This window comes from Vibrio sp. RW (assembly GCF_027587105.1).
In the GTDB taxonomy this organism is placed as follows: Bacteria; Pseudomonadota; Gammaproteobacteria; order Enterobacterales; family Vibrionaceae; genus Vibrio; species Vibrio toranzoniae.
The window spans coordinates 37,466-62,089 of record NZ_JAPPTM010000016.1 but is presented as its reverse complement, the minus strand read 5'-3'; the positions used below and the strand labels follow the sequence as shown (position 1 = coordinate 62,089).

Genomic DNA, 24,624 nt, shown 5'->3' with positions numbered 1-24,624 from the left:
CTCCTAAAGTGTGTCGTAGTAATCGCGAATATGTTGCGTTTCGCGATAGCCCGTCTTCTTCACGTCTTTTTCAGGCATTTCAATCGTTTCTGAAGCGGTTGCCACTTTAGTTGTTCCAGCGACAACGGCACCAGCAACGGCTGCAGTCGTTAAACCTTTGAGTAAGTCTCTACGGCTTGTATCTATTTCTTTATTATCTTTCATCATTGCTTCCTTACCTTGCGGTAGATCTTTTTGGAGGCTTCATGCCCCTCTATCGATATAATCGCGTACTGCTCGATTACTCGTAATCAGTGACGTTTTTCACATCAATCTTTAATTTATGTTTACTGCTTTTTGTATTAACGCTAAAACGCACTTGCTCTAACGTTAGGAATGCTTCACACAGCTGAGCTGCCGATTTGTAGAAGTTCGCACTCTCTGCGGCTTCAAGTTGACGCGTAAAAGAGTTAAACCAAGGCCCGATATGTTTATTGAAAACGGCTTGTTGTAGCGCGTCTTCTTCATCGGTTAGCATCGCCATGACTTCACAGAGAGCCGCGATATGATCTTCAGGCTCTTTAACCTGCTCATCACGCTCAATGCCAAGCAATTCAAGATCGTGACGGATCTCAGCTAATGGTTTTTCCATCATCGATCCTGTTCTGTGCCAAGAACCGAATGGAACCACTTCCCCACGACCAATGCCGATGAACAAGTCTTGATATTCGTCTTCTAATGCTTCTTGATTTGATTCGGTTGCCGCTTGTTTAATAGCAATCCAAGCCTTTTGCATCGCGCTTTCAGACGCTTCAATGTCTAGCGTCTTTAGGAAATTAATCACCTCTTCAGAAGGTGCGCTACGAAAAAGTGCAGAAAGAACCAGATATATTTCAGTTCTTAGTGTTTGTTCTTGCTTTAATTCTTTTGCGAGCTCAGGTTCTTGTGCTTGATCTAAATGAGTATCCAAGGCCAACTCCTAGTATTTCAATTGTTTCAATGGGTCTTGAGCCATTGAATCGAACATGTCCACCACACGACAGTCTTCACACATCGCAATACGATTAATTGCTGTCTCATCTGAGAAATGAGAGTGACCGCGTAACTTATTCTGTAGCATGTCAATCATAGACTGTGGTGCGAATGGCTTATGACAACGTACACATTCCGCTGCTTTCTCTTCATGAATCACAACCGCTTGTTGACGTTCTTCTTTCACCCAATTCATTCGAGGAGTCAGAGTGAGAACATTCTCAGGACACGCCTTTTCACATAGGCCACATTGAATACAATCTTGTTCGACGGAGATGCGCCGTCGGTATGCAGAGCACGTGTTGGACACACAGCCACACAACTCATGCACAAGGTACAATCTTTGCTTTCACACGAAACCGTGCCGTATGGCGCATTCGAAGGAAGCTCAACAATGTTTTCAACTGGAATACGAGACGAAGACATCGCATCAAGTGCTGTGAACAAACGTTGACGCTTATTGCCTTGAAGATCGCCAAGTGCAAGGTCGAATGAATCCACACACAGTGTCGGAGGACCTTCGCGAAGCGATTCTAGATAAAGGATATCGATGGTTTCTTTTGGGATACCAATTTGGTCTAGCAGTTCTTGAGCGATCCCGACTTCGTTATTCAGAACACGAATGATGGTTTCTGGCATAAAGCGAGAAGCTGCAAACAGAACCTGAGTGGCGCCGTTAACTAAAGCTGCAAACCAAGTATCGATACCGATAGAAGGCAATTCTTCGACAACAATCGGAATCACGTTATCTGGCAGCGCTTTAAGTGCCATTACATTGTAGGTTTCATGACGTGAGCTACAGATAAGCACGATAGGATCTAGACCGCCCGCTTGCTCGTAATTCGCTAGCGTACGTTCAATGAACTTTTGAGTATCGTCAGGATTTGGAAGCGCGTAGGTAATGGCTTCGGTAGGACAGCTTGTTGCACAAGTTCCGACACCTTGACATAGGTAAGGGTTAATCTCGATCTTGTGACCCGTCTTGTCCGATCCTTCACTTGATAGTGCACCAGCAGGACAAGCGTCAACACAACGCTCACAGCCTTTAACGCCACGTGAACTGTGCGCACATAGGTCTGTGTCTAAACGGAAGAATTTAGGCTTATCAAATGTCCCCATTAACGTTGGAATCTCTTCTAACGCTTCAGCCAGTTTGGGATAGCCGCGCCCGACTGGGTAATAACCAGGAACAGGCACTTCTTCTGTCATGCAGCTATTTAGGCAAAGGTCTAAAACCACATCGAAACAATCGTGATTAATGGCCACTTTGGCGAGATTGCTCGATGTGCCTTTACTCTCAATCAGAACTTCAAACGTGCCAAGGAAACCGGATACTTGAACCGCGTTCGCGAAGTACAATTCTGGGTTTGTTCCCTTTTCGCCATCTGTCGATAATAAAGTTAGGCTCGTTAACTGAGGTAATTGCGCAGCCGCACTCTCAATGATCTTTGTTGGACCAATAATGAGTGTGTTTCCCCCGCTCTCATAACTGACTGTCGGTGGAATTAGGTTTGTTAACTCAACTGTATTTTCAAATGCATACAGTCTTGCTTTAGCGTTATTTGAAGTTGCTTGTTCTAATAATTGTTTAAGCATTGCTCAGTTCCATCTTTGGACATGGATAATCTGTTCAACCTTCATTGTAGTTAGCGTTAGAGAACTTGCTGAGTAATCAGTTAACAGCTAATTGTTTCGTTAGCTATTCATTATCCATTCAACCTTACTCAAGCTATCTACAAAAAAGTCGATAGTGAACGTTATTTAGCAAGTGCCATGCCAAATTAATAATTCATTATTTTCAATGAATTAGTGTAATTCTGAGTCTCTTTAGAAAATAAAAAAGCCGCTTGGGACATTTTGTCGCAAGCGGCTCATTGAGTGTTTAGTCAAAATGTACCTATTCTTTGTGTGGTATATTTTGTCCCACCTCTTTTAGGTCATCTTCGATTGTCTCAGTATCACCATTGTCAGATACTGTGTTTTTATACAGTTCCTTTTCTTCCCCGGCAATTTCGCCACTTTCGCTAAGTTCTGATTCGGTCTTTTCCGCTTCATTAATAGAGTCATCAAGCTCATTAATTACAGTTTCTTCCTCATTATCAGTAACTTGCTCGGTATCGCTTGGTGCTTCCTCTTCTGTCTTGTCTTTTACCCAATCACGTAATGTTTCTGCGACGCCTTCAGAAAGAGACTTCAAGTTACTGTAATCGTCATCATAATCGTCTAAACCATCACGGACGTTAAACTCTTCTGAGAGGAACAATTTACGCAATGCGGCCTTTTTTACGCTTTCTGAGGCTTCCGACACTAATAGTTGAGCAACAGACAAGTCCTCAGCCGATTCTGATGCCGTATCTTGGGATTCAACAGCATGAGCTTCTTCATCGTTTTCTAAAGCATCACTTTCTAAAGGCTGAGGTGCTTCTGCGGCAGCAGCAGGTGAAAGATCAGTAGATAGAATCTCAGAAGATACAGAATCGGAGGAGGTAAGTTCTATTTCTTCCAGTGTTTGCTCTGCTTCAAAAGGCTCATCTGTGGACTCATCAAGCTTTCGTTGAGACCAACGGCTAAAAAAGTTAGTTGCCATTTGATCTGCCCACCCCTTTACGTTTCTTGCGCCTTGCTTCTAATAACTCGCCATGACGACCAATGAATGCTTCCATCCAAGCTTGTACAGGCAGAGGCATGTCGTAAGACAGCACTTGGTTGTCTCCGTCCATGTATTGCCCAGCAACGGTTTGAGAAGCTGTTAGCAATTGAATGATTGGCTTAACACCTGAATCAACATTATCCATCACTAAGAAAAGCTTCGGTTGCTGAGAGCTTAAATTGAATCGGTAGTCAGTACGTTCGTCTTTGTGTAACTGAAGTAAACACACGTCTTGCGTATCGTCTTCTGGTGACAGTTCAAACCCAGTTAATTCCCATTGCGTGGTTACCCAGATACCTGTTTTGATCTCTTTCTCTATTCTTTGGACACCTATTGGCCAAGTTGCTTCTGTTTTTTGATATTGTTCTTTGTATTCTTTTATCTCAGACATACTTCACCCAATTGATTTTCTTTGGTCTGAATGCACGTAGGACATTTTGTACTGAGCGCAATCATATACCCCTACATAGCAATAAACACGCCAATACACGATAACTTTCACTATCCTACATAATGCCTTTCATTAGTCAGTTAACCCTATAACGTTAGCCGATACTCGTAAGTTCAGACAGCTCCCCCGGCGAACTCTCTTATTTTGCGCTATTTTCATCGAATGCTTCATGTTTTTTGGAATCCCCGTTATTTTGGAATGAGAATTGCTAAATGCTTGAGTTAAAGTAAAACTAAGACTGAATAAATTACAGCGAACAAATGTATTCTACAGAGTCATAGGATGGCTCTTGTGACTTCTTACCTCATAACATCGCTGTCTCATTAAGTAGGACATGACTGTGGTAAAACCAAACATAATAAAAACCAGTGAAAACCCACTTCAGACCATCGAAGTTGAAGTGTTTGATGAATATGGCGAAAAGCTAACGAAACAAATCGCGTGCGAGCGCCCTCTTACCGTTATGTTGAACTGGAAAGAGATAGTCACGCTGATGACATTAGGCTCACGTCCTGAAGCGTTAGTGTTAGGCTATTTGAAGAACCAAAGCTTCCTTTCTGATCCTGAAGCGGTTGAATCTATCATCATCGATTGGGAAACCAGCTCTGCTGCGGTTATCACCAAAGAAGACACGAGCCAACTTGAGCAAGCACTTAAGAAGAAGACAGTGACCTCTGGCTGCGGTCAGGGCACCATGTTTGGTAACGTAATGAAGCAATTGGAAGATTACCAAGTGCCTCAAACCAAGATTAAGCAATCTGAAATCTATACGGCTTTAGAAGCGTTGACTCATTACAACGACACGTACAAGAAAGCGGGTGCAGTTCATGGTTGCGCAGTTTGCAAAGACGACAAGGTGCTATCGTTTGTTGAAGATGTAGGCCGACATAACGCGGTAGATACCCTGGCCGGTGAGATGTGGCTTAACAAAGAAGATGGCGCAGATAAGATTTTCTACACCACTGGTCGTCTAACCTCTGAAATGGTCATCAAAGTGGCGCAAATGGGTATTCCTGTTCTGCTATCACGCTCTGGCGTTACACAGATGGGCTTAGATTTGGCTCAGCAATTTGGCATCACGACCATTGCTCGCGCTAAAGGCCTTCGTTTCCAAGTGTTTACTGGCGCAGAAAAGATTGAATTCGATGTAAAAGGTGAATAATCAGCAGGTGAACAAAAAGCGTAAGTTCGATTTGGTGGTGCACTAACAGTTTCTAATTGTAAAGTTCTGATGAGTTCTGATGTAAAGAGTTAGTGGCTCACAAGAGATAAATACAAAAACGCCGTCATGCTTTTCAGTCTGACGGCGTTTTTAGTTGAAAGCTTAATTCTCAACCTATTGAGTTGGAAGTTAAGGCTAACTTAAAACTTAACCACGTGCTTTCAAGAACTCAGCGTAAGTACCGCGGAAGTCGTTGATCTTGCCGTCTTTGATCTCAAGGATACGAGTTGCTAGCGAGTCTACGAATACGCGGTCGTGAGATACGAAGAACAATGTGCCTTTGTAGTTCTCAAGAGCCAAGTTAAGCGCTTCGATAGATTCCATATCCATGTGGTTCGTTGGTTCATCCATAAGTAGGATGTTTGGTTTGTGCATCATGATCTTGCCAAGAAGCATACGACCTTGCTCACCACCAGAGATAACCTTTACAGACTTCTTGATATCATCTTGACCAAACAGCATACGACCAAGGAAGCCACGGACAACTTGCTCGTCTTCACCTTCTTGACGCCATTGGCTCATCCAGTCAAACAGGTTCATGTCTGTCTCGAAGTCATGTGCATGATCTTGAGCATAGTAACCAATGTTTGAGTTTTCAGACCACTTGTATTCACCAGTGCGAGGTTCCAAAGCGCCTGCTAGTGTGTTGAGTAACGTTGTTTTACCCACACCGTTCTCACCAATAATAGCAACACGCTCGCCTACTTCGAAAATCGCATCGAACTTGCTGTAAAGGTCTTCTTCAAAACCTTGAGATAGGTTTTCAACCACAAGTGCGTTACGGAATAGCTCTTTAGACTGTTCGAAACGGATGAACGGGTTTTGACGGCTAGACGCTTTAACTTCGTCTAGTTGAATTTTGTCGATCTGTTTAGCACGAGATGTCGCTTGTTTCGCTTTAGATGCGTTAGCTGAGAAACGAGAAACGAACGTTTGTAGTTCAGCGATTTGTGCTTTCTTCTTCGCATTATCAGAAAGTAGACGCTCACGAGCTTGTGTCGCTGCTGTCATGTACTCATCGTAGTTACCAGGGTAAAGACGAAGCTCACCGTAATCAAGATCAGCCATGTGTGTACAAACTGAGTTTAAGAAGTGACGGTCGTGCGAAATGATGATCATTGTGCAGTTACGTTGGTTTAGCGTATCTTCCAACCACTTAATCGTGTCCATATCCAAGTTGTTCGTTGGTTCGTCAAGAAGCATGATATGCGGGTCTGCAAACAGTACTTGAGACAATAGAACACGAAGTTTCCAACCCGGTGCTACTTCGCTCATTAGGCCGAAGTGCATTGATTCTTCAATACCTACAGCAAGAAGAAGCTCACCTGCTTTTGCTTCAGCCATGTAACCGTCCATTTCAGCAAACTGAACTTCAAGATCAGCTACCTTCATGCCATCTTCTTCGCTCATTTCTGGAAGCGAGTAGATACGGTCACGTTCTTGTTTGATAGCCCAAAGCTCTTTGTGACCCATGATAACCGTATCGATTACCGTGAATTCTTCGTAAGCAAATTGGTCTTGGTTTAGCTTCGCAACGCGCTCATTTGGATCGTAGCTTACGTTACCTGCACTTGGCTCAAGTTCACCAGATAGGATCTTCATGAACGTCGATTTACCACAGCCATTCGCGCCGATTAAACCGTAACGGTTACCCTCGCCGAACTTAACTGAAATATTTTCGAAAAGTGGCTTAGCACCGAATTGTTGAGTGATATTTGCTGTGGAGATCAATGCATTTACCTTTTTAATGTGAAAAACGCCGCAACGTTACTTGTTCAAGGGTTTAACTGCAAGCCTTGATTGTAATTACCCGCCATTAATTGAGCATAACCTAGTCAAATTATAATTTGAGTTAACTCACACTTCTTATTCTCTAACTTACTGCGAAAAACGTTGTCCTTCAGAAACAATAAAATAAAGAACGATAACCAATATTGGGGATTATATGCCCTCTACAATGATCAAATTCTCATGGTCGAATATATAGCACGGTAAGCTATTTAAAAACTTCTTTGATATCAGTAACACGCGACATAGCAAGGCGCTCAAATACTAACCTGAATCCTGACAACGTCATGAGCATGATGAAAGAAACAAGAATAAAGTACTTATCCCCAAACGGCGTTAGATTTCACAAAATAAGGTTAACTAACTATAGTATTCCTAACCTCATAATTTTAAGAGACTTTTTATGCGTTCATTATTGCGCTTCTTATTACTCACATTAGCCCTGCTCTCTTGGTCTGTTAATGCCAACTTGGAATATGACGTGCAATTACAACCTGAGGTGTCGGAGGTTGTTCAAAATCTGGCTAAACGAATCGATGTACTGCCTGACCCTTTGTTTATGGACGAATCGGATAAACGTAAAGTCAGTATCTTGCTTGCTGACGTAATACGAATTCAAAACCAACAAATCGAAACGTTTGAACGACAGCTCAAAACATATCGAGACAAGGCCGATTCAGACCAGTGGTTCTTTGTTGAATCGAGTTACTTAACATTAAAAAGTTTGAACGTCAGTAAACAGAGCCTCTTAGAGCAAACAACGAACGCGAACAGAGAGCGCTTAACGGGTTTTGGGCCTTATGGCGTAACCCAATTTAAGCAGGAATGGCAGCTAACTCAACTTAATATCGAGTACTTGGTGTATTTACAAACTCGTAGCTTCAACGCTTTGATTACAGAGATCTTCATTTCACCGGTCCCAGTTATTTGGGCTTCATTGAAGGTATTGTTTATCTATTTCTGTTTAGTCTGGTGGTTATCAAACAGCACGCGTCTTACCGAATTGTTCCGAGTTAATATTTTGGAAGCCAAGCAGAACCCTCCTTTTTTGGTCCGTTTGGTTTGGTATATCAGCCGTGCCCATCGTGCGATAGCGTGGTTAATTGCTATCACTATCTCATTGCGAGTGCTCTCCAGTTTACCTAGCCTACAGCACTTGATCTTCCTAGAGATCTTTACGTGGTGGATACTTGGTGGTTCGATCGCGATTAGCTTTATCCTCGAATTTGCTTATCGTATGAGTCGAACTTCAAACCAAGAAGTTGTTGCACTACGTTTGTCTACTATCCGACGTTATGTATGGAGTTTTATTGTCGCGGGCGTCATCCTTCAGATATCGATTAAAACTCTTGGTAAAGGTACTATTTACAGCTGGATCTACAGTGCTCTGTTCGTATGGTTTGTACTGGTCACTATATCTGTTCTACGACTATGGCGTTCAAAGGTATTTGACGCTCTTTCGCATATTTCAGAAAGACCGGTATGGGTAAACTGGGCGGTTAACCGCAAAGACACTTTCCTACTTAATATAATAGCCACAGTACTGGGGATTATATGGTTGGGTATCTACAACTGTCAGCATCGCATTATGGTTCTGCTTTCTAATTACACACTGTTTAGCCAAGCGTTGGCTTACCTATTTAGAATCGAAGTGGCAAAGCAATCTGACCTTGATAAAAGCCAGCAAAACTTAGTACGAATCAAAGGCGACCAAACTTTTGAATACATACTTCCGGGCTCGATCGACAGCACACTAATAGATTACGCTGGTGACGAAGTGAAACAATTGTCTCGTTACCTCATGTCGGACAGCCCTGCTATCTGTATCGTGTCTGGTGAGCGTGGCATTGGGTCAACAACTCTGCTTTATACTTTACTGCACAAGGTTTCTAATGCTGAACCCCTTTACGTCAGTTGCCCTTATGCCGGATATCAAGAGTTTCTATGTCACCTCGCCATGAGTATTGGTTTGGACGAAGACGCTACAGAAATTCAAATCTTGGCACATTTAAGGAAAAGCGAAACGACTTACTTGATCGCAATTGATAATGCTCAGAGGCTGGTTAAACCAATGGTCGGAGGCTTATCTGATCTTATCCGTTTAACTAATTTATTACGTCGTTCTAAAAAGAATCACCGTGTAGTGATGTCGATTGCAAAGTCTAGTTGGCGCTTTGTTGATAGAGCGCGTGGTGAACGCTTGTTGTTTGATTTGGTTTGCTTTCTGCCACGTTGGACAGAGAAACAAATCGGTGATCTACTGACAAGCCGCATTAATACCGAGTTAGAAAAGCCGCTGTCGTTTGATGGCTTGGTCGTTCCCAAACAGTGGGATCAAGATGACATGACAGAAGAAGAGCGCGCTCGCCAAGGTTTCTATCGGATCTTATGGCACTACTCAGATGGCAACCCTACTGTCGCCTTGCGTTTCTTCCGTTTCTCTCTAAATCGGAATAAAGAGACGGATCAAGCTGTAGTGAGATTGTTTCATGTGCCAGAAGCGCAAGAGCTCGAAAACATGCCTAAACCTATGTTGGCTGTGTTGCGCTCTATTGTGCAGTTAGAAATCGCGTCTCCTGAAGTGCTGTCTGACTGTACTCAATTGAGTATCGCTGAAATTACTGGGGTTTTGCGTTACTTCGAGAGCCGTGGTTACATTGGTTGGAATGAAGATAAGGCAAAGATTTCAGATCACTGGTTCCGGCACATTACCAACGTCCTCGACCGTCAACATTTATTGGTGAAGTAAAATGAAGAAGTTATTTGTCCTATTACTTGTTGGCCTAGCAACGGCGGTCAGTTTTCCGATCTACGCAACGGAAGAGTTAGCTAACGTAGAAAACATTTCGAAGATAGCTAGCTTAGTACGATGGAGCGGCGTGTTCTTTTCCATGATCGTGATAGCAGCGATGTGGTTATTGCTTAAATTCATCAATTCGTTGGTGACCAGCTTTGGTAGCCAATTCGTGCAATATAGAATGTTGTTGCAAAAGCTGCAGTCGTTTACTCAGTTCTTCATTTACGTAAGTACAGGGCTTATCGTATTCATGATGAGTTTTCGAATCAACGACCAAATACTGGCTCTGATTGGGGGCACCCTCGCCGTGTCGGTTGGCTTCGCACTTAAAGATTTGGCGGCATCTTTCATCGCTGGCATCACGGTGATGATTGATAGACCGTTCCAGGTTGGTGATCGTGTTACGTTTGAGGGCAACTACGGGGATATCATTACTATCGGTTTACGCTCTGTAAGGATGAGAACTTTAAACGACGACATCATTACGATTCCAAACAACAAGTTCTTGAATGAAGTGACCACCAGTGGAAACTATGGCGCGTTGGATATGCAAGTGGTGATTCCGTTTTATGTTGGGATGAATGAAGACATCACTCTCGCCCGTGATTTGATTCAAGAGGCTGCTTCTTCAAGCCGCTACATTCACTTACCAAAGCCGGTGACGGTTCTTGTTAAACAGACGATTACTGACAACTACCTAGCGATACAGTTAACGTGTAAGGCTTATGTTGTGGATACGGCGTATGAGAAGTTGTTCGAGACAGACATTACCCTTCGAGTAATGAAAGAGTTTAAAAAGCACAACATTAATCCACCGCAAATTTCAGTGGCAGCGCATTAATCAAGATTGGTTTCAGATTTAGCTTTCTATCTAGCTATATAGCCATTTAGTTATTAACGAACGAAAACACCTCCGAACTATCTCAAGTGCGGAGGTGTTTTTATGAGATTGCTAGGTGTGGAAAGATTAGAGTCGTTGGATTTACACCTTAAAGTACTTCAACTGGTCAGTAAGATGTTCTGTGGTGTTGGCCATTTTCTGGCTGTCTTCTGCGAGTGATTGTGACGCTTGGAGAACTTCGTTAGCCGCTAAATGAATACCGGTGACATTTTCACTCATTTCCGTCGCAACGGTGCTCTGTTGCTCCGACGCTGCAGCAATCTGTGCCACCATGTCATTAGCGTTATGAAGCTCATTAACAATCACATCAAGCTGCTGACGAGTTTCGTTAGAGGCAACGACACTATGATCGACTTTCTCATTACTGCTTTGCATCGCTTTAAAGGTACGCTCTGCTTGCTGAGTCAGCTTCTCAATCGTCGCCTGTACTTCATTGGTTGAGTTCTGAGTACGGCTCGCTAGGTTACGTACTTCGTCTGCCACTACGGCGAACCCTCGCCCTTGTTCTCCAGCCCGTGCAGCCTCTATTGCTGCGTTAAGCGCAAGCAAATTAGTTTGTTCTGATACATCACGTATCACACTCACCACTTGGCTTATCTCAGTTACGCCTGATTGCAGATCTCTCACTAGGTCGTTTGCTGTCGAAATATTCTCTGAAACCTGAGATATCGTCTCAGACGTCACTTGCATGTTCTTGTCATTTTGGTTTGCATGACCGACCACTTTATTGGTGCTCTCGGCGGTATTTTCTGCATTAACCGCGACATCAGAAATGGTAGCGCTCATCTCGGTCATTGCGGTAGACAATAACTCAAGCTGTGCGTGTTGCGAGTTCACACTGGTTGCGGCTTCTTCACTGGCTTGCGCGATGTGACTTGCCATGTTGCTGGATAAATCCGCCGATTCATTGGCAGTGCGAAGCGTGCTTTGTAGTTTTTCGAGCATGGTATCAATTTGATGACTCATATCACCTAACTCATCTTTGCGCGTCATATTCATACGCACGCGAAGATCACCGTCTGCAATCTTATGGGTGTTATCAATCAGCTTGTTAAGTGGGATGAGTATATTATTTGAAATCGCATATCCCATCGCAAACAACAGACCCGATAAAACAACGGCAACCACCCCCTCTTTAATGGCTAACGCATAGAAGGCTTCTTGAATGTCCGAGACTAAGATTCCAGAGCCCACAATCCAGTTCCATTCTGGGAATAGTTGAACGTACGAAATCTTGTCTTTCAATTCCCCTTGAGGGCTCATCCATTGGTAATCGAGAAAACCTTTCTTTTCTAGGTTTCGAGAAATAGTCACCATCTCGCGCCAATGCTGTTTACCCGCGCCGTCTTTCAAGTTTCCGGCATTGGTGCCATTCAGCTCTGGCTTTAATGGGTGGTTAATGATGTTGAGTTGCTGGTTTAAAATCCAAAAATAGTTGGTGTTGTCATAGCGAAGCGTTTCAAGGGCTTGTAGGGCTTGTTTCTTCGCCACCTCTTCGCCAAGAACATTACGTTGGTCATAATAGTGTTGAGCTAAGCTGACCGCTGTTTCGACTTGAGCACTGAGTTTATCTTGTCGCTCTTGCATGGAGCTTTCACGTTGCTGGATTAAATTAAAGGTCGACGCCATTCCCAATAGAACAACCGATAAAACGACGATGGATGCGAGCTTCGATTTGATGGATAGATTACTTAATTTCATAGCTGACTGACTTTATTATCTTTTTTGATTATGAATTTTGGAGCAAGGTATCAAAAAGTCGCGCAGCTAAGTTGATATGCATCAAGTGATGCATATATACACTGTGTTACATAATCAAAAAGAGGTGCCCGTCAAACAGGCAGAGGTTGAGATTTGGCTGGCGATAGATTAGAAATGCGGAATTTTCGTGCTTGGGCTAAAACGTTCGTGTAATAGCCCAAGCGCGTTAGAAATATTATCGGGTAATAATATCAGTGAATTGGTTCTTAGAACTTATAGATTTGATACTAGTAGCAATTGAGGCGTGGCTTTTTGTTGAAGATAGATACTAAAACGGCTCCCTTTACCCACTTTCGATTCAACACGTATCTCACCGCCAGTTTGGCTCAAGATACTTTGAGAAACGGATAAACCTAAGCCCGTACCGTCGCGTTTGGTGGTGTAAAAAGGCGAGAAGATGCGTTTCAGTTGTTCTTCATTGATACCACAACCTTCATCTTCCACATGAACAATCGCCCCATGAGACACGCCATTTTCAAGCCAGTCTTCACTTGAGATAGTCAATGTGCCCTGTCCGTCCATGGCATGAATGGCATTCATCTGGAGGTTAACCAGAATTTGTAGCAATTGGTTGCGGTTCACTTCCACTGAGGTTTTAGCATTCAGTTGTGATACGTACACTATGCCTTTCTTCTTAGCACCCGTTTTTACAAGCGTAATGCTCTCATCAACGATTGGGTTGATGTGTTGCCAAGTTATCTCATCTTGTACACCGCCGTGTCGGCTGTATTGAAGCAGGCTTCGGGTGATGTTTCGGATACGATCAATCTGCTCCATGATGGCGTGGACTTCTTCTTCTACGCGGCTCACTTCGTCACCGAGTTCAAACTTCATCAATTCGACGTTGCCAAGAATCACCGCCGTCGGGTTGTTGATCTCATGGGCAATGCCCGCGGTTAACTCACCTAGCGCGGCTAATTTTTCATTGACCACCAGCTTATCTCTGGCTTGATTAAGTAGTTTGATGTGCAGTTCAAGCTCTTCAGTTTTCTCTTTTAAGCTCGCCGTACGTGAGTGAACCTTACATTCGAGTTCTGAAGCGGCTTGTTGGATCTCTTGATTGCGTTCGTGGAGCAAATCCAACATCTTATCGAATTGTTTAGCGAGTAGTGTTAATTCATGTTGATCATCCAGACCAAGCGCGCCAATTCGCTTGTCTTTACCCATCTGTACTAGCTTGACCACTTTATGGATGCGTTCAATTGGGTTGAAAAGATCACGTGCACCACGATGAACGATCAAGCCAGAAGCCAGCAATAGCAGCACAATCGTAATGCTGATTTCACCAAGGTTGGTCAGATATGTTTCTATTAACGGCCAAATCAGATAACCGGTATAAAGCATGCCAATCACATTATCGAACTGGTCATGTATAGGCTGATATGCGGTGATGTACCAAGCGTCATAAACATACGCGCGATCTAGCCACTCTTTGCCTTCGTTTAAGACTTTTGAGTGAACCTCATGCGAAACACGCGTACCAATCGCGCGTCCTGCACTTTTTTCACTACTTAAAGGCACGTTGGTGCTGACACGTAGATCATCAAGGAACACGGTGACAGTACCAATACGACGATTAAGTCCATCGCGTTGCGGATAGATCAAATTGCTGATTTGATCGACGAGCTGTGTACTGTTGTTGAGTAGGATACCGCCATCTAGGAAACCAATTACACGGTCATTCTCATCCCGAATGGATACGACTGTGCGACTGACTAGACCTCGTGTTTCGACACTCTGTCCGTTAAGCATAGGCACTTCGGCTTTTCTCGCGAGATCTCGGTCTAGGTTGCTGAGTTCATTTTGGCTTAATACGCTGAAAAACGACGCTTTATGGGTCAGATTCAGGTATTCCAGCTTCTTATCCATACGTTCGACACTATGCCAGCGTAGAAAATCGAGTTCATAGCGAGATTTGTTTTCTGAAACCCAACGTGTGAGCTCTTCTTTTGAAATATCACTCGAAAGTTTGATCCGGAAGTTGTAAGACTCAGCAAATGCTCGGACGTTATAGGCCTGTTGGCTTTGAATCAGTTGAATACTGTTGTCGGCAACGTCCAAGCGCTCATCAACATCAATTAATGCCCCCTGCCACGTGTAATGAACCGACCAATACAGCGTGATAGCAACAAGCGCGCACAACGTCAGAATGATCGGCGCAGATGTCAGAAACAATAAACGGTAACGTACCATGGTCTTGAAGCGGAACGCCCACTTGGACCACCACTGACGTCTAATCGGCATATTCAGAGCCTTCTGTATTCCAGTCTTTGTATTTACGTTCTAAGGTTTTTCGTGCGACACCAAGATCTCTTGCTGCTGCAGACTTATTACCATCATGGAAACTTACCAACTGTTCTATATGGGATTTTTCCACTTCTTTGAGCGTCCAAGTATTTGGGTAGCCCTCTACGGCGTCTGCTGCGTTATTCAGGTTTGGTACTTCTGCGCCGTGTGACACCGTCACCGAAATGCTGGTTGGTGCCGGGTCGCCATTCACTTCACGCCAATAGTGAGCTGGTGGCTTGTCTAATAAAATGCAGCGTTCCACTAAATTTTTAAGTTCCCGAATATTCCCCGGCCATTCGTATTCATTCATCGCTAAGATATCTTCATGTGCCCAGTTTGGAACGGGCATGCCTAGCTCACTCGATAATAGACGGGTGAAGTATGGAACCAGCTCAATCAGATCCGCTGGACGCTCTCTGAGCGGCACGACATCAATCTTCAATACATTCAATCGATAGAAGAGATCGCGACGGAAGTTTCCTTTATCTACCTCTTGTTGAAGGTTACGGTTGGTCGCCGCAACGACACGTACATCAACGGCGATCTCTTTCTCACTGCCCACCGGTCGGATTGTGCGTTGTTCTAACACACGTAAAAGCGCAGCCTGCATTGGCAGTGGCATTTCACCAATCTCATCAAGGAAAAGTGTGCCGCCGCTTGCCACTCTGAATAAGCCTTCACGATTTTTCTTGGCACCAGTAAACGCGCCAGAGGTGTGACCAAACAATTCACTTTCTAAGAGCTCTGGAGCAATCGCACCGCAGTTAATTGGCACAAACGGCCCTGTTCGCTTGCTGGCTTCATGTACGCCGCGCGCAACCAACTCTTTACCTGTGCCCGACTCGCCTTCAATCAGAACCGATGCTCGTGATGGCGCGAATTGGCTGATGAGCAGCTTAAGTTGTTTAGTTTTGTCTGAACTGCCGATCAGCTCGGTTTTGATATGACGGCTAACATCGCGCTTCAACGCGTATTGCATTCTTTGGTCTAGGCGTTTATCCATGCAGCGCAGCACAGCTTGTATCATCTGCTCTAGATTGAACGGTTTTAGAATGAAGTCAGAAGCACCAAGCTTAAGTGCCGAAATGGTCATTTCTAAATCGGCATAGCCGGTCATGAAGATCACATCGGCTTTTCGGTCACTGTCGTTAAAAGCTTCTTCCCATTCAATACCTGAGCGGCCGGGAAGGTTGATATCGAGAACAATGAGATCGAAGTGTTCGTTGCAACGCAGAACCTCAGCTTCTTCTACTGAACCTGCGCTCGATACCTTGCCAAAGTACTTACCTAGTGCTTTCTTAAGAACTGCCTGCATCCCAATTTCATCATCGACAACCAAGACAGAAAATGCTTGATATTGAGTCAATGTGTTTGAGTTGAGATGAGACGCGCTTGAACTAGGTAAAGACATAATGATCAGCCGATAGGAAAAGTTGGGACAGAGTGTACCAATTAACCTTTTGATCAACAGGGTCAACGTGCGACATTTTGTCCTAGCTCATATTTTGATGCATTTTATCGGGTCAAATGGCGCAGTTTTGTGCGGAATAACAGCAATTTAATGAAGTCTGATGCACTATTTATTGGCATTAAGCTTGCTTATAATGTGATGATTTCTAATTACAAAAATTAGCATCTTATGCACATGCTCTTCTTTGAGTTCTTTAAAAGAAAGCGTGTCATTCATTTATAACAGAATGGACATGATAATAATGAAAGCAATTCCCTTAACGATTGCCGCTCTATCTATCGTCAGTTACTCGGCTAGCAGCGCAGAAGACACCACGCATATCAAACTTGCGACAACAACAAGCACATATCACTCTGGCCTACTAGACTACTTATTACCTGAATTCGAAAAAGATTCTGGTATTAAAGTCGATGTTCTAGCTGCGGGTACGGGTAAATCTCTTCGCATGGGTGAAAATGGCGATGTGGATTTGGTGATGACTCACGCGCCAAAGGCTGAAGCAAACTTTGTTGAACAAGGCTATGGCGTTTTACCTCGTAAACTGATGTACAACGACTTTGTGATTGTTGGCCCTCAAAGCGATCCGGCAAAAATTGAATCTCAAAAAGCAGTGGCTGATGTGTTCAAAGCGATTGCAACCAACAACGTGACGTTTGTGTCTCGTGGTGACGATTCAGGTACGCACAAGAAAGAGATGGGGATTTGGGCACAAACCAAAATGGAACCAAACTTTGGTGGCTACCGCAGTGTAGGTCAAGGCATGGGCCCTACTCTGAACATGGCGTCTGAAATGCAAGGCTACACCATGACAGACCGTGGTACATGGTTGGCTTATCAAAACAAGCTTGACCTAAAAGTATTGTTCCAAGGTGACAAGAACCTATTTAACCCTTATCAAGTGATTCTTGTAAACCCTGAGCGCTACCCAAGCATCAACTACCAAGCGGCGAAGGTATTCAGTGATTGGTTGGTGAACCCTAAAGGTCAGAAACTGATTAACGACTTCAAGCTACACGACAAGCAGTTGTTTGTTGCGAGCGCTGAATAGTCGTCATTGCACTACTCTTACAGGGTGAATATTGAGCTCGCAAAAAATGAATAGCTGACTCACCCTGTTTGACGAATCCCGTGTCAGCTATAACCTAAATATCAGCATTACCTTTTAAGACTTATTGTCGATTCACACGAGATACTTCATGACCCTATGGCAAACAACGATTGATGCAATGAACCTACTAGTCAGTTTTGACCACGAACTGTGGAAAATCGTAGCGGTATCCTTCAGCGTGTCTTTGTCTGCCATTTCTCTGGTGATTGTTCCTGCAATCCTTATGGCTTTCTTATTGGCTTACACCGAATTCCCCGGTAAATGGGCACTGCTTTCGGTGATCAACACCTTACAAGCGATACCGACTGTGGTGATTGGCTTGTTGATGTACATGATGCTCTCTCGCTCTGGCCCTTTAGGTGACTGGCAATTGCTGTTCACTCAAAAGGCGATGATTCTGGGCCAAATGCTGATCTGCTTCCCTATTTTGGTTGCTATGATGCACGGCGCGCTTCAAGCCAGTGATCGCCGAGCGGTAGAAACGGCACGTACCCTTGGAGTTTCTACCACTCGAGTTGCGTGTACCTTGATTTGGGAAACTCGTTTCCCGCTACTTGCAGCTGCCATTGCTGCATTTTCTCGCATCGTAACCGAAGTCGGCTGTTCGATGATGGTCGGCGGCAATATTATGGGAATGACACGAAATATCCCAACGGCTATTGCTATGGAAAGTCACAAAGGCGCATTCGCACAAGGTGTTGCGCTAGGCATGGTGTTATTAGCATTGGCATTAGCCCTTAACTTTTTCCTTTCCAGTGTGAGAGGAAAAGGCTATTTAAGAACTTAGGAACGCTGTCATGAGTATAAAAATAACAACGCAGCAAATTTCAATGCGCTATAAAGAGCGTGTTTTGTTCCATATTCCTGAACTGTCTATCGGCCCAAACGATGCTATTTATCTTAAAGGCGATAACGGTGTTGGCAAAACGACCCTGCTTAAAATATTGTCAGGCTTGCTCAAACCAAGCTCTGGCCGTCTTCAATGCCCGACACAAAGTTGGCAGCATAACCTGTTTCCCAGACTAAAATTTAAAGACATCATCTATCTCCATCAAACCCCTTACCTATTTGATGGCTCGGTGTACCAAAATGTCGCTTATGGCGTTCGCTTTAACAAACAGAACCAAAAAGATAAGCGAGCTCAAATAATTAATGCATTGAGGATGGTAGGTTTAGAAACCCTAGCAGACGAGCACATTTCCGTGTTGTCTGGTGGTGAGCGTCAACGCGTAGCAATGGCAAGAGCTTGGATTCTCAAGCCTTCAATCTTGCTGATGGACGAACCAAGTGCTTCTTTAGACAAAGAATCTATTGAAAGATTGGTGATTATGGCCGAAGATCTTCTTCAGAGAGGCGCGAGTTTAGTCATTACCAGTCACCAAACTAACGCGTTAACCGATTTGTGCAAGAAGCAGTGGTGGATCAAAGACAATACCTTGACCGAATCACCGCTTCTGCAAGTAATTAAAAAGAACAAAGCACAAGAGAATATTTATGCTGCTTCCAACGCAAACTAGTTGGGTTATTTTGGCTGGCGGACAAGCCAGCCGTATGGGTGGAAAAGATAAAGGACTCGTTGAGCTCAACGGTTCCCCGCTTATTCAATACGTTATAAACAAGCTGTCACAACAAGATGTCAGCATCACCATCAATGCGAATCGTAACCTCGACAGTTACCAAACATTCGCTCCGGTTGTTTCCGATTCGTTCCCTGATTATCCAGGTCCTTTAGGTGGCATTCACGCTGGCCTTAAAAACGCGGCCACAGACTGGGTGGGCTTTGTTCCTTGTGACAGCCCGCAAATCAGTGACGACCTTGTCGAGCGTTTTTGCGCTGCGGTAAAGGAAGACAGCGACATTCTAGTGGCTCACGATGGTGAATATAAACAACCTGTGTTTACCCTATTCCACAAACGTGTTCTTCCAAAGTTAGAAGCGTTTTTAGAGCGTGGCGACCGCAAGATCATCTTGTTATATAAAGAGTGTGTGACGGAGTACGTCGATTTTAGCGACGCGCCTAACTGCTTTGTAAATCTCAATACGCCAGAAGAACTCACCCAATTCGGAACGCTTCAATAATGAAAGATTCAAAACAACGCCCTAACCTACCTTTGTTAGGTTTCGCTGCCTACAGCGGCACAGGTAAAACTACCGTACTTGAAGCGTTACTGCCTTTACTTACCAACGCAGGTTTGAAAGTGGGTGTTCTTAAACACGCTCACCACGATTTCGATGTCGATAAGCCGGGTAAAGACAGCTACCGCCTACGCAAAGCGGGCACGAATCAAATGCTGATCGCTTCGCGTAACCGTCACGTGATGATGACAGAAACGCCAGCAGCCGAAGCAGACTTTGATTATCTGCTTACACGTTTCGATACCAACACGTTGGACTTAATTCTGGTTGAAGGCTGTAAGAACATCGCCTTTCCTAAGATTGAGCTTCACCGTGACGAAGTTGGCAAACCTTGGCTGTATCCAAACGATGACAACATCATTGCTATCGCCGCAGACAGCAACGTTGAATCTAACCTGCCACAAATGGCGATCAGCGACTTAGAAGCGATTCGTGATTTCATCATCGACTATGCTCAATCGTTCGCCCCTGCTTCGAAAACAAGTAAAGTCGCTGCGTGTGCATCGTCAAAAGACAACGCACCAGTTGTGTGTTGTGACTCTTTCTCTCCAGCCGGCTTAACGGTGACTCAAGGTCAGCAGAAAATTGTTGATAGCATTGACGCACTAGAGCTTGTTGAATCTGTTGCGTTAGAGCAAGGCTATGGTCGTGTATTGGCTGAAGATGTTATCTCGCCAATCAACGTGCCTCAGAACACTAACTCTGCGATGGACGGCTACGCCATTCGTGGTGAAGATTTAGATCTAGATAGCTACCACGTTATTGCTGAAGTGATGGCTGGTCATAGCTATGACAAAACCGTTCAACAAGGTGAAGCTGTTAAGATCATGACTGGCGCGCCAATGCCTGAAGGCGTTGATGTGGTTGTGATGCGTGAGCAAGCCGCTCAAGAGGGCGACACCGTTAGCTTCCCAGACGCGAAAATTTCAGTAGGACAAAATGTCCGTATGGCGGGTGAAGACCTAGAAATCGGTCAACCTGTCTTTACGCGCGGCACACGAATCGAAGCACCAGAAATGGGTATGATGGCGTCACTGGGTTTCGGTACCTGCCCTGTTCTACGTAAAGTGAAAGTGGGCGTGTTCTCGACGGGTGATGAAGTTCAAGCGCCGGGTAGCGAGCAGAAACCAAACTCTGTTTACGACTCTAATCGCTTTACTATTATCGGCATGTTACAAAAGCTTGGCTGTGAGATCGTTGACTACGGCATCATTGAAGATGACGAACGGAAGATGATGGATGTACTGCATTCTGCGTCGTTGGAGACTGACATGGTGTTAACGTCTGGCGGTGTATCTGTTGGTGATGCTGACTACATCAAACTCGCGTTAGATAAGTTGGGTGAGATTAACTTCTGGCGTATCAACATGCGTCCGGGGCGACCTCTTGCTTACGGCAAAATTGAAGACAAACCTTTCTTCGGTTTACCGGGCAACCCAGTAGCTGTGATGGTGTCGTTCATTAACTTTGTAGAGCCTGCGATTCGTAAGCTTCAAGGTCAAACGAATTGGACACCAGTGAAAGCGAACGCAGTTGCGACTGAGCAATTACGTTCTCGCCAAGGTCGTACTGAGTTTAGCCGTGGTGTGTTCTCAATGAACGAATCTGGTGTGCTTGAAGTAAAAACAACCGGTAAACAAGGTTCAGGTATTCTGAGTTCAATGAGCGAAGCAAATTGCTTGATCGAAATCTCACCAGCGGTTGATACGGTGAAGGTAGGCGAAACAGTGACGATTATCCCTCTGCAGGGCCGCGTTTAATTCAAAGCTCACATAGCGATAAGCGTTAAGGCGATAATCTTAAGATTTCTTACCATTACCTTGAGCCACGTACTGTTTTTATGTAGAGTGCGCGAAAGTAATAATCCTATTGGAGAGCACCATGGCTCGTACCATTCTGTATACCTATAAAGACGAAGATAAAGAGTTATTGTTTTCTAAACAAGAACACCGCACGATCCAAGAAGCTGTCGCTGCAGCTGAAGGTATCGACATCTCTGAGTATCTTAAAACTGAGCAACAGCTTGAGTTGATTTCTGATACGAAAGCGGTTCGTAACTACCAAGACAACTACTTCCGTAAACTTGGCTTTACTAAGCTTACGTTGAAGCAAAAAGACAACCTTGGTGTTGGTAAAAAGAAGAAGTAAGCCCTCTGGCTCTTTTTCTGTTCTCTAGCTTCTAGCTTTTCGTTTGTACTTAAGAACTAAGAGTTAGTAGTTAAGACTTAAGAAACGAAAACGCCAAACCATAAAAAATGCCGCAACCTCTTTCGAGATTGCGGCATTTTTATTTGTGCTTTTAAATAACTTACATCAAATAGATCTTACTTGATGTTAAGGAATGCAGCACCACGAACGCCGCCTGAATCACCGTGTTTCGCTTTGATGATCTTAGGACACTTCGCTACAGACAACAGGTACTTAGGCACACGCTTTGGCATCTCTTCGTAGATAAGCTCGAAGTTTGAAAGACCGCCGCCCAATGCAACAACATGTGGGTCAAGACCAGTAAACAGGTTTGCGAAACAGATAGCCAAGAGCTCCATGAAGCGATCTACGTGCTCAGCCGCTTTTGCTTCACCTTCGTTGTATGCTTGGATGATCTCAATCGCTTTCTTCTTCTCACCGATGTAGTGCTCGTAAATCAACTCAAAGCCACGACCAGATAAGTAGCTGTCTAGACAACCTTTCTTGCCACAACCACAGCCTAATAATGGTGCGTTGTCGCCAAGGTGAAACCATGCATCAATAGGAAGACGCATATGACCTAGCTCACCTGCAACGTGGTTACGGCCAGAGAACACTTTACCTTCGTAAACTAAACCACCACCAAAGCCAGTACCTAGAATTAAGCCAGCAACCGATGGCTCATCTTTAAGCTCGTCATCCCACGCTTCTGAAAGCGCAAAACAGTTTGCGTCGTTCTCGATCTTTACACTACGACCGATCAGCGCTTCTAAATCTTTACGTAGTGGTTTACCTGTTGAAGCTGGTACGTTAACAACCAGCATTGTGCCGTCGTCTGCGTTTTCCATGCCAGGAAGACCAAGGCCAATTTTGCCTTCGCAAGAGAATTCACGATCGTATTTTTTTACCAAGTCAGCAATGGTTTCAAGCAGTAATTGATAATCGTCCGTTGGCGTTGGTACGCGCTCTGTTGCTACTCGCTCAAGTTTTTCATTGAACGCACCAAACTCAATTTTTGTGCCGCCAACATCGAAGCCGTAATACATGAAATCTCTCCAATTTTTCCCTAAATTCGGGCAAACAAATTTTTGTAAATAAAAAACTAAGGAGCATTATCCATAACACTCCCCCTACAAACCGTGATAGATAACAAACTTATCTCGTGTTCGAGTCCGTTTGAACAACAAGTCAGCACAAAGCGGTTAAAGGTTAGAGTGACTTCTCATTTTTACCGTGCTCTATGAAAGCGTTCAGACTTGGTTTGGTCGGATCCGACTTATAACGAGTCTTACTCAACATATAGCTTTCACGAAAGGCTTCAAACCAAAGCTGCAAAGTCTTCGCGCCCTGCTCTTCACCTGCTTGTTTTAATACTAAGCTCGCTACTTCTGCGGTTGAAAGGTGTTGGTCGTTATCAGACTTACGCATCATGTATTGAGAAACCGATTCAGGCTCAATCGATAGCACCGGTAAATCTTGCAGGTACTCAGAACGTCTGAAGATACGTCTTGCTTCACGCCAGCTACCATCGATGAAAATTAGCAGTAGCTTTTTATTCGGGTCACGCATTTGTGGTAAGTCTTGAACCACTCGCGTTTTGTCATCGGTGTAATCTTCAGGGAACACGATGACAGGCTGATACTTGTCGTCTTTGAGTACTTCCAGCATCTCTGTGTTTGGCTCTGTACGATGCCAAAGGTAAACATGACTGTCTTTTACCGTGTCCACAATCAATCGGCCGGTGTTACTCGGCTTTAAGATTTCGTTGTCTGACAAGATCAACATGGTCGCGACGTTCGTATCTATGTCTGGTTGGTGTTCACAGATACAACTGTCTTGTTTGATTTTGCAGTACTCACATCGCACCACTTTACACCCGCGCGCATTAAACGGTTTGGTAGAAAGAGATAAACGGTGTTGGTACAAACGGTGGAAAGCGTGGATTCTCATGGACAATAACGACAGATAGAACTAGAAAAGTGGCACGATTGTACTTACAGTGGCTTGATAATGATAGAAGGAATTCTTATGCAGGACCCATCGCTACTTCGCCTTGTCTGTTTTATCACCGCTTTCATCTTGTGTGCGCTGTGGGAGTACCGTGCTCCTCGAAAAACACTGACTCAAAACAAGTGGTTTCGTTGGGGAAATAACTTTTCGTTGATGGCGGTTAATAGCATTTTATTGGCAACATTAATCCCCGTTGCAGCGTTTCAAGCGGCTTTGATTGCTGAACAAAACCAATGGGGCTTGTTTAATAACATTACGCTTCCTTTTGAAATCACCGTGTTTCTCTGTGTCGTGTTGCTAGACCTTGCCATTTACACTCAGCATCTCGTCTTCCACCGTATTCCCCTGCTTTGGAAACTCCATCGTGTTCATCACGCAGATCTGGATATTGACGTAACGACAGGCACACGCTTCCACCCGATTGAGATGGTCTTATCGATGCTGATTAAAGTCGCATTGATTTTTGTACTCGGCGTACCGGCATTAGCGGTCGTGATATTCGAAGTCGTGTTGAATGTGAGTGCGATGTTCAACCATAGTAATGGTCGTTTGCCGTTATGGTTCGATAAGCAATTACGCAAAGTGATTGTCACGCCTGATATGCATCGAGTGCACCACTCAGTTATCGTCAAAGAAACCCATTCGAATTTTGGTTTCTTTTTATCGGTGTGGGACATTTGGTTCAAGACCTATCGCGCTCAACCTAAGCTTGGTCACGACAAGGTAAGCATTGGCGTTCCAGAAATACGCGATGGAAAAGAACAAAGGCTAGATAAGTTGATTACCCAGCCATTTAGATATAATCAGGAAAATAAGAACTAACAAGCTATCCGAAAGTTTTG

At 44.2% G+C, this 24,624-nt stretch carries 20 protein-coding genes and 1 pseudogene; 10 read left to right on the top strand and 11 right to left on the bottom strand.

The window, feature by feature from the left end; translation table 11 throughout:
• Positions 1–3 precede the first annotated feature (3 nt).
• From OCT63_RS14640 to OCT63_RS14620, 5 genes and pseudogenes are all read right to left on the bottom strand, one after another.
• Positions 4–204: a twin-arginine translocation signal domain-containing protein gene (locus OCT63_RS14640; protein ID WP_060467671.1), complete on the bottom strand. Its 201-nt coding sequence runs from the start codon at positions 202–204 to the stop codon at positions 4–6.
• 76 nt (positions 205–280) lie between these two features.
• The gene (locus OCT63_RS14635; RefSeq protein ID WP_060467672.1) at positions 281–949 is read right to left on the bottom strand and encodes a TorD/DmsD family molecular chaperone; all 669 of its coding nucleotides are present in this window, start codon (positions 947–949) and stop codon (positions 281–283) included.
• Positions 950–958: 9 nt separating this feature from the next.
• Positions 959–2,607: pseudogene (locus OCT63_RS14630) on the bottom strand (4Fe-4S dicluster domain-containing protein).
• Positions 2,608–2,908: 301 nt separating this feature from the next.
• Positions 2,909–3,598 (bottom strand): DUF3306 domain-containing protein, encoded by a 690-nt coding sequence (locus OCT63_RS14625; protein WP_060467674.1) that lies wholly within the window; start codon positions 3,596–3,598, stop codon positions 2,909–2,911.
• Complete coding sequence (locus OCT63_RS14620; RefSeq protein WP_060467675.1) at positions 3,588–4,052, bottom strand: DUF3305 domain-containing protein; 465 nt, start codon at positions 4,050–4,052, stop codon at positions 3,588–3,590. Before OCT63_RS14620 ends, OCT63_RS14625 begins: the two co-directional genes overlap by 11 nt.
• 400 nt (positions 4,053–4,452) lie before the next feature.
• On the opposite strand from OCT63_RS14620, the gene fdhD reads away from it, so the two are divergent.
• Positions 4,453–5,274 carry a formate dehydrogenase accessory sulfurtransferase FdhD gene (gene fdhD / locus OCT63_RS14615; RefSeq protein ID WP_060467720.1) on the top strand — a complete coding sequence of 274 codons (822 nt, stop codon included), beginning with the start codon at positions 4,453–4,455 and terminating at the stop codon, positions 5,272–5,274.
• 207 nt (positions 5,275–5,481) lie between these two features.
• On the opposite strand, the gene OCT63_RS14610 is transcribed toward fdhD, so the two are convergent.
• Positions 5,482–7,065 (bottom strand): ABC-F family ATPase, encoded by a 1,584-nt coding sequence (locus OCT63_RS14610; protein ID WP_017057276.1) that lies wholly within the window; start codon positions 7,063–7,065, stop codon positions 5,482–5,484.
• A gap of 460 nt (positions 7,066–7,525) precedes the next feature.
• Here OCT63_RS14610 and OCT63_RS14605 point away from each other — a divergent pair, with 460 nt between their 5' ends.
• Together OCT63_RS14605 and OCT63_RS14600 are read left to right on the top strand one after the other, a co-directional pair.
• On the top strand, positions 7,526–9,871 hold the full coding sequence (locus tag OCT63_RS14605; RefSeq protein WP_269983945.1) for an ATP-binding protein: 2,346 nt from the start codon (positions 7,526–7,528) through the stop codon (positions 9,869–9,871).
• Position 9,872: 1 nt separating this feature from the next.
• Positions 9,873–10,760 (top strand): mechanosensitive ion channel family protein, encoded by an 888-nt coding sequence (locus OCT63_RS14600; RefSeq protein ID WP_017057278.1) that lies wholly within the window; start codon positions 9,873–9,875, stop codon positions 10,758–10,760.
• A gap of 141 nt (positions 10,761–10,901) precedes the next feature.
• Here the strand turns inward: OCT63_RS14600 and OCT63_RS14595 are convergent, their stop codons facing one another.
• The 3 genes from OCT63_RS14595 to OCT63_RS14585 form a co-directional block, all read right to left on the bottom strand.
• On the bottom strand, positions 10,902–12,521 hold the full coding sequence (locus OCT63_RS14595; RefSeq protein ID WP_269983944.1) for a methyl-accepting chemotaxis protein: 1,620 nt from the start codon (positions 12,519–12,521) through the stop codon (positions 10,902–10,904).
• Between the two features lie 273 nt (positions 12,522–12,794).
• Complete coding sequence (locus OCT63_RS14590) at positions 12,795–14,825, bottom strand: sensor histidine kinase (RefSeq protein WP_269983943.1); 2,031 nt, start codon at positions 14,823–14,825, stop codon at positions 12,795–12,797.
• Complete coding sequence (locus tag OCT63_RS14585; protein WP_161687500.1) at positions 14,815–16,281, bottom strand: sigma-54-dependent transcriptional regulator; 1,467 nt, start codon at positions 16,279–16,281, stop codon at positions 14,815–14,817. Before OCT63_RS14585 ends, OCT63_RS14590 begins: the two co-directional genes overlap by 11 nt.
• A 301-nt stretch (positions 16,282–16,582) precedes the next feature.
• Here OCT63_RS14585 and OCT63_RS14580 point away from each other — a divergent pair, with 301 nt between their 5' ends.
• The 6 genes from OCT63_RS14580 (at position 16,583) to OCT63_RS14555 (ending at position 21,733) form a co-directional block, all read left to right on the top strand.
• Positions 16,583–17,389 (top strand): substrate-binding domain-containing protein, encoded by an 807-nt coding sequence (locus tag OCT63_RS14580; protein WP_161687498.1) that lies wholly within the window; start codon positions 16,583–16,585, stop codon positions 17,387–17,389.
• 148 nt (positions 17,390–17,537) lie between these two features.
• Positions 17,538–18,236: an ABC transporter permease gene (locus OCT63_RS14575; RefSeq protein ID WP_060467681.1), complete on the top strand. Its 699-nt coding sequence runs from the start codon at positions 17,538–17,540 to the stop codon at positions 18,234–18,236.
• 10 nt (positions 18,237–18,246) lie between these two features.
• Positions 18,247–18,966, top strand: coding sequence for an energy-coupling factor ABC transporter ATP-binding protein (locus OCT63_RS14570; protein ID WP_161674547.1), 720 nt, complete (start codon positions 18,247–18,249; stop codon positions 18,964–18,966).
• The gene (gene mobA, locus OCT63_RS14565; protein WP_161687494.1) at positions 18,944–19,528 is read left to right on the top strand and encodes a molybdenum cofactor guanylyltransferase MobA; all 585 of its coding nucleotides are present in this window, start codon (positions 18,944–18,946) and stop codon (positions 19,526–19,528) included. Before OCT63_RS14570 ends, mobA begins: the two co-directional genes overlap by 23 nt.
• Positions 19,528–21,345 (top strand): bifunctional molybdopterin-guanine dinucleotide biosynthesis adaptor protein MobB/molybdopterin molybdotransferase MoeA, encoded by a 1,818-nt coding sequence (locus OCT63_RS14560; RefSeq protein WP_269983942.1) that lies wholly within the window; start codon positions 19,528–19,530, stop codon positions 21,343–21,345. Before mobA ends, OCT63_RS14560 begins: the two co-directional genes overlap by 1 nt.
• 121 nt (positions 21,346–21,466) lie before the next feature.
• Positions 21,467–21,733 (top strand): DUF2960 family protein, encoded by a 267-nt coding sequence (locus OCT63_RS14555; RefSeq protein ID WP_017063882.1) that lies wholly within the window; start codon positions 21,467–21,469, stop codon positions 21,731–21,733.
• A 176-nt stretch (positions 21,734–21,909) separates the two neighbouring features.
• Here the strand turns inward: OCT63_RS14555 and nagK are convergent, their stop codons facing one another.
• A complete protein-coding gene (gene nagK / locus OCT63_RS14550) occupies positions 21,910–22,818 on the bottom strand; it encodes an N-acetylglucosamine kinase (protein ID WP_161687490.1) in 909 nt (302 codons plus the stop codon).
• 163 nt (positions 22,819–22,981) lie between these two features.
• Positions 22,982–23,728, bottom strand: coding sequence for a tRNA-uridine aminocarboxypropyltransferase (locus tag OCT63_RS14545; RefSeq protein WP_082710326.1), 747 nt, complete (start codon positions 23,726–23,728; stop codon positions 22,982–22,984).
• A gap of 72 nt (positions 23,729–23,800) precedes the next feature.
• Between OCT63_RS14545 and OCT63_RS14540 the strand changes: the two genes are divergently transcribed.
• Positions 23,801–24,604 (top strand): sterol desaturase family protein, encoded by an 804-nt coding sequence (locus tag OCT63_RS14540; RefSeq protein WP_161687488.1) that lies wholly within the window; start codon positions 23,801–23,803, stop codon positions 24,602–24,604.
• Positions 24,605–24,624 lie beyond the last annotated feature (20 nt).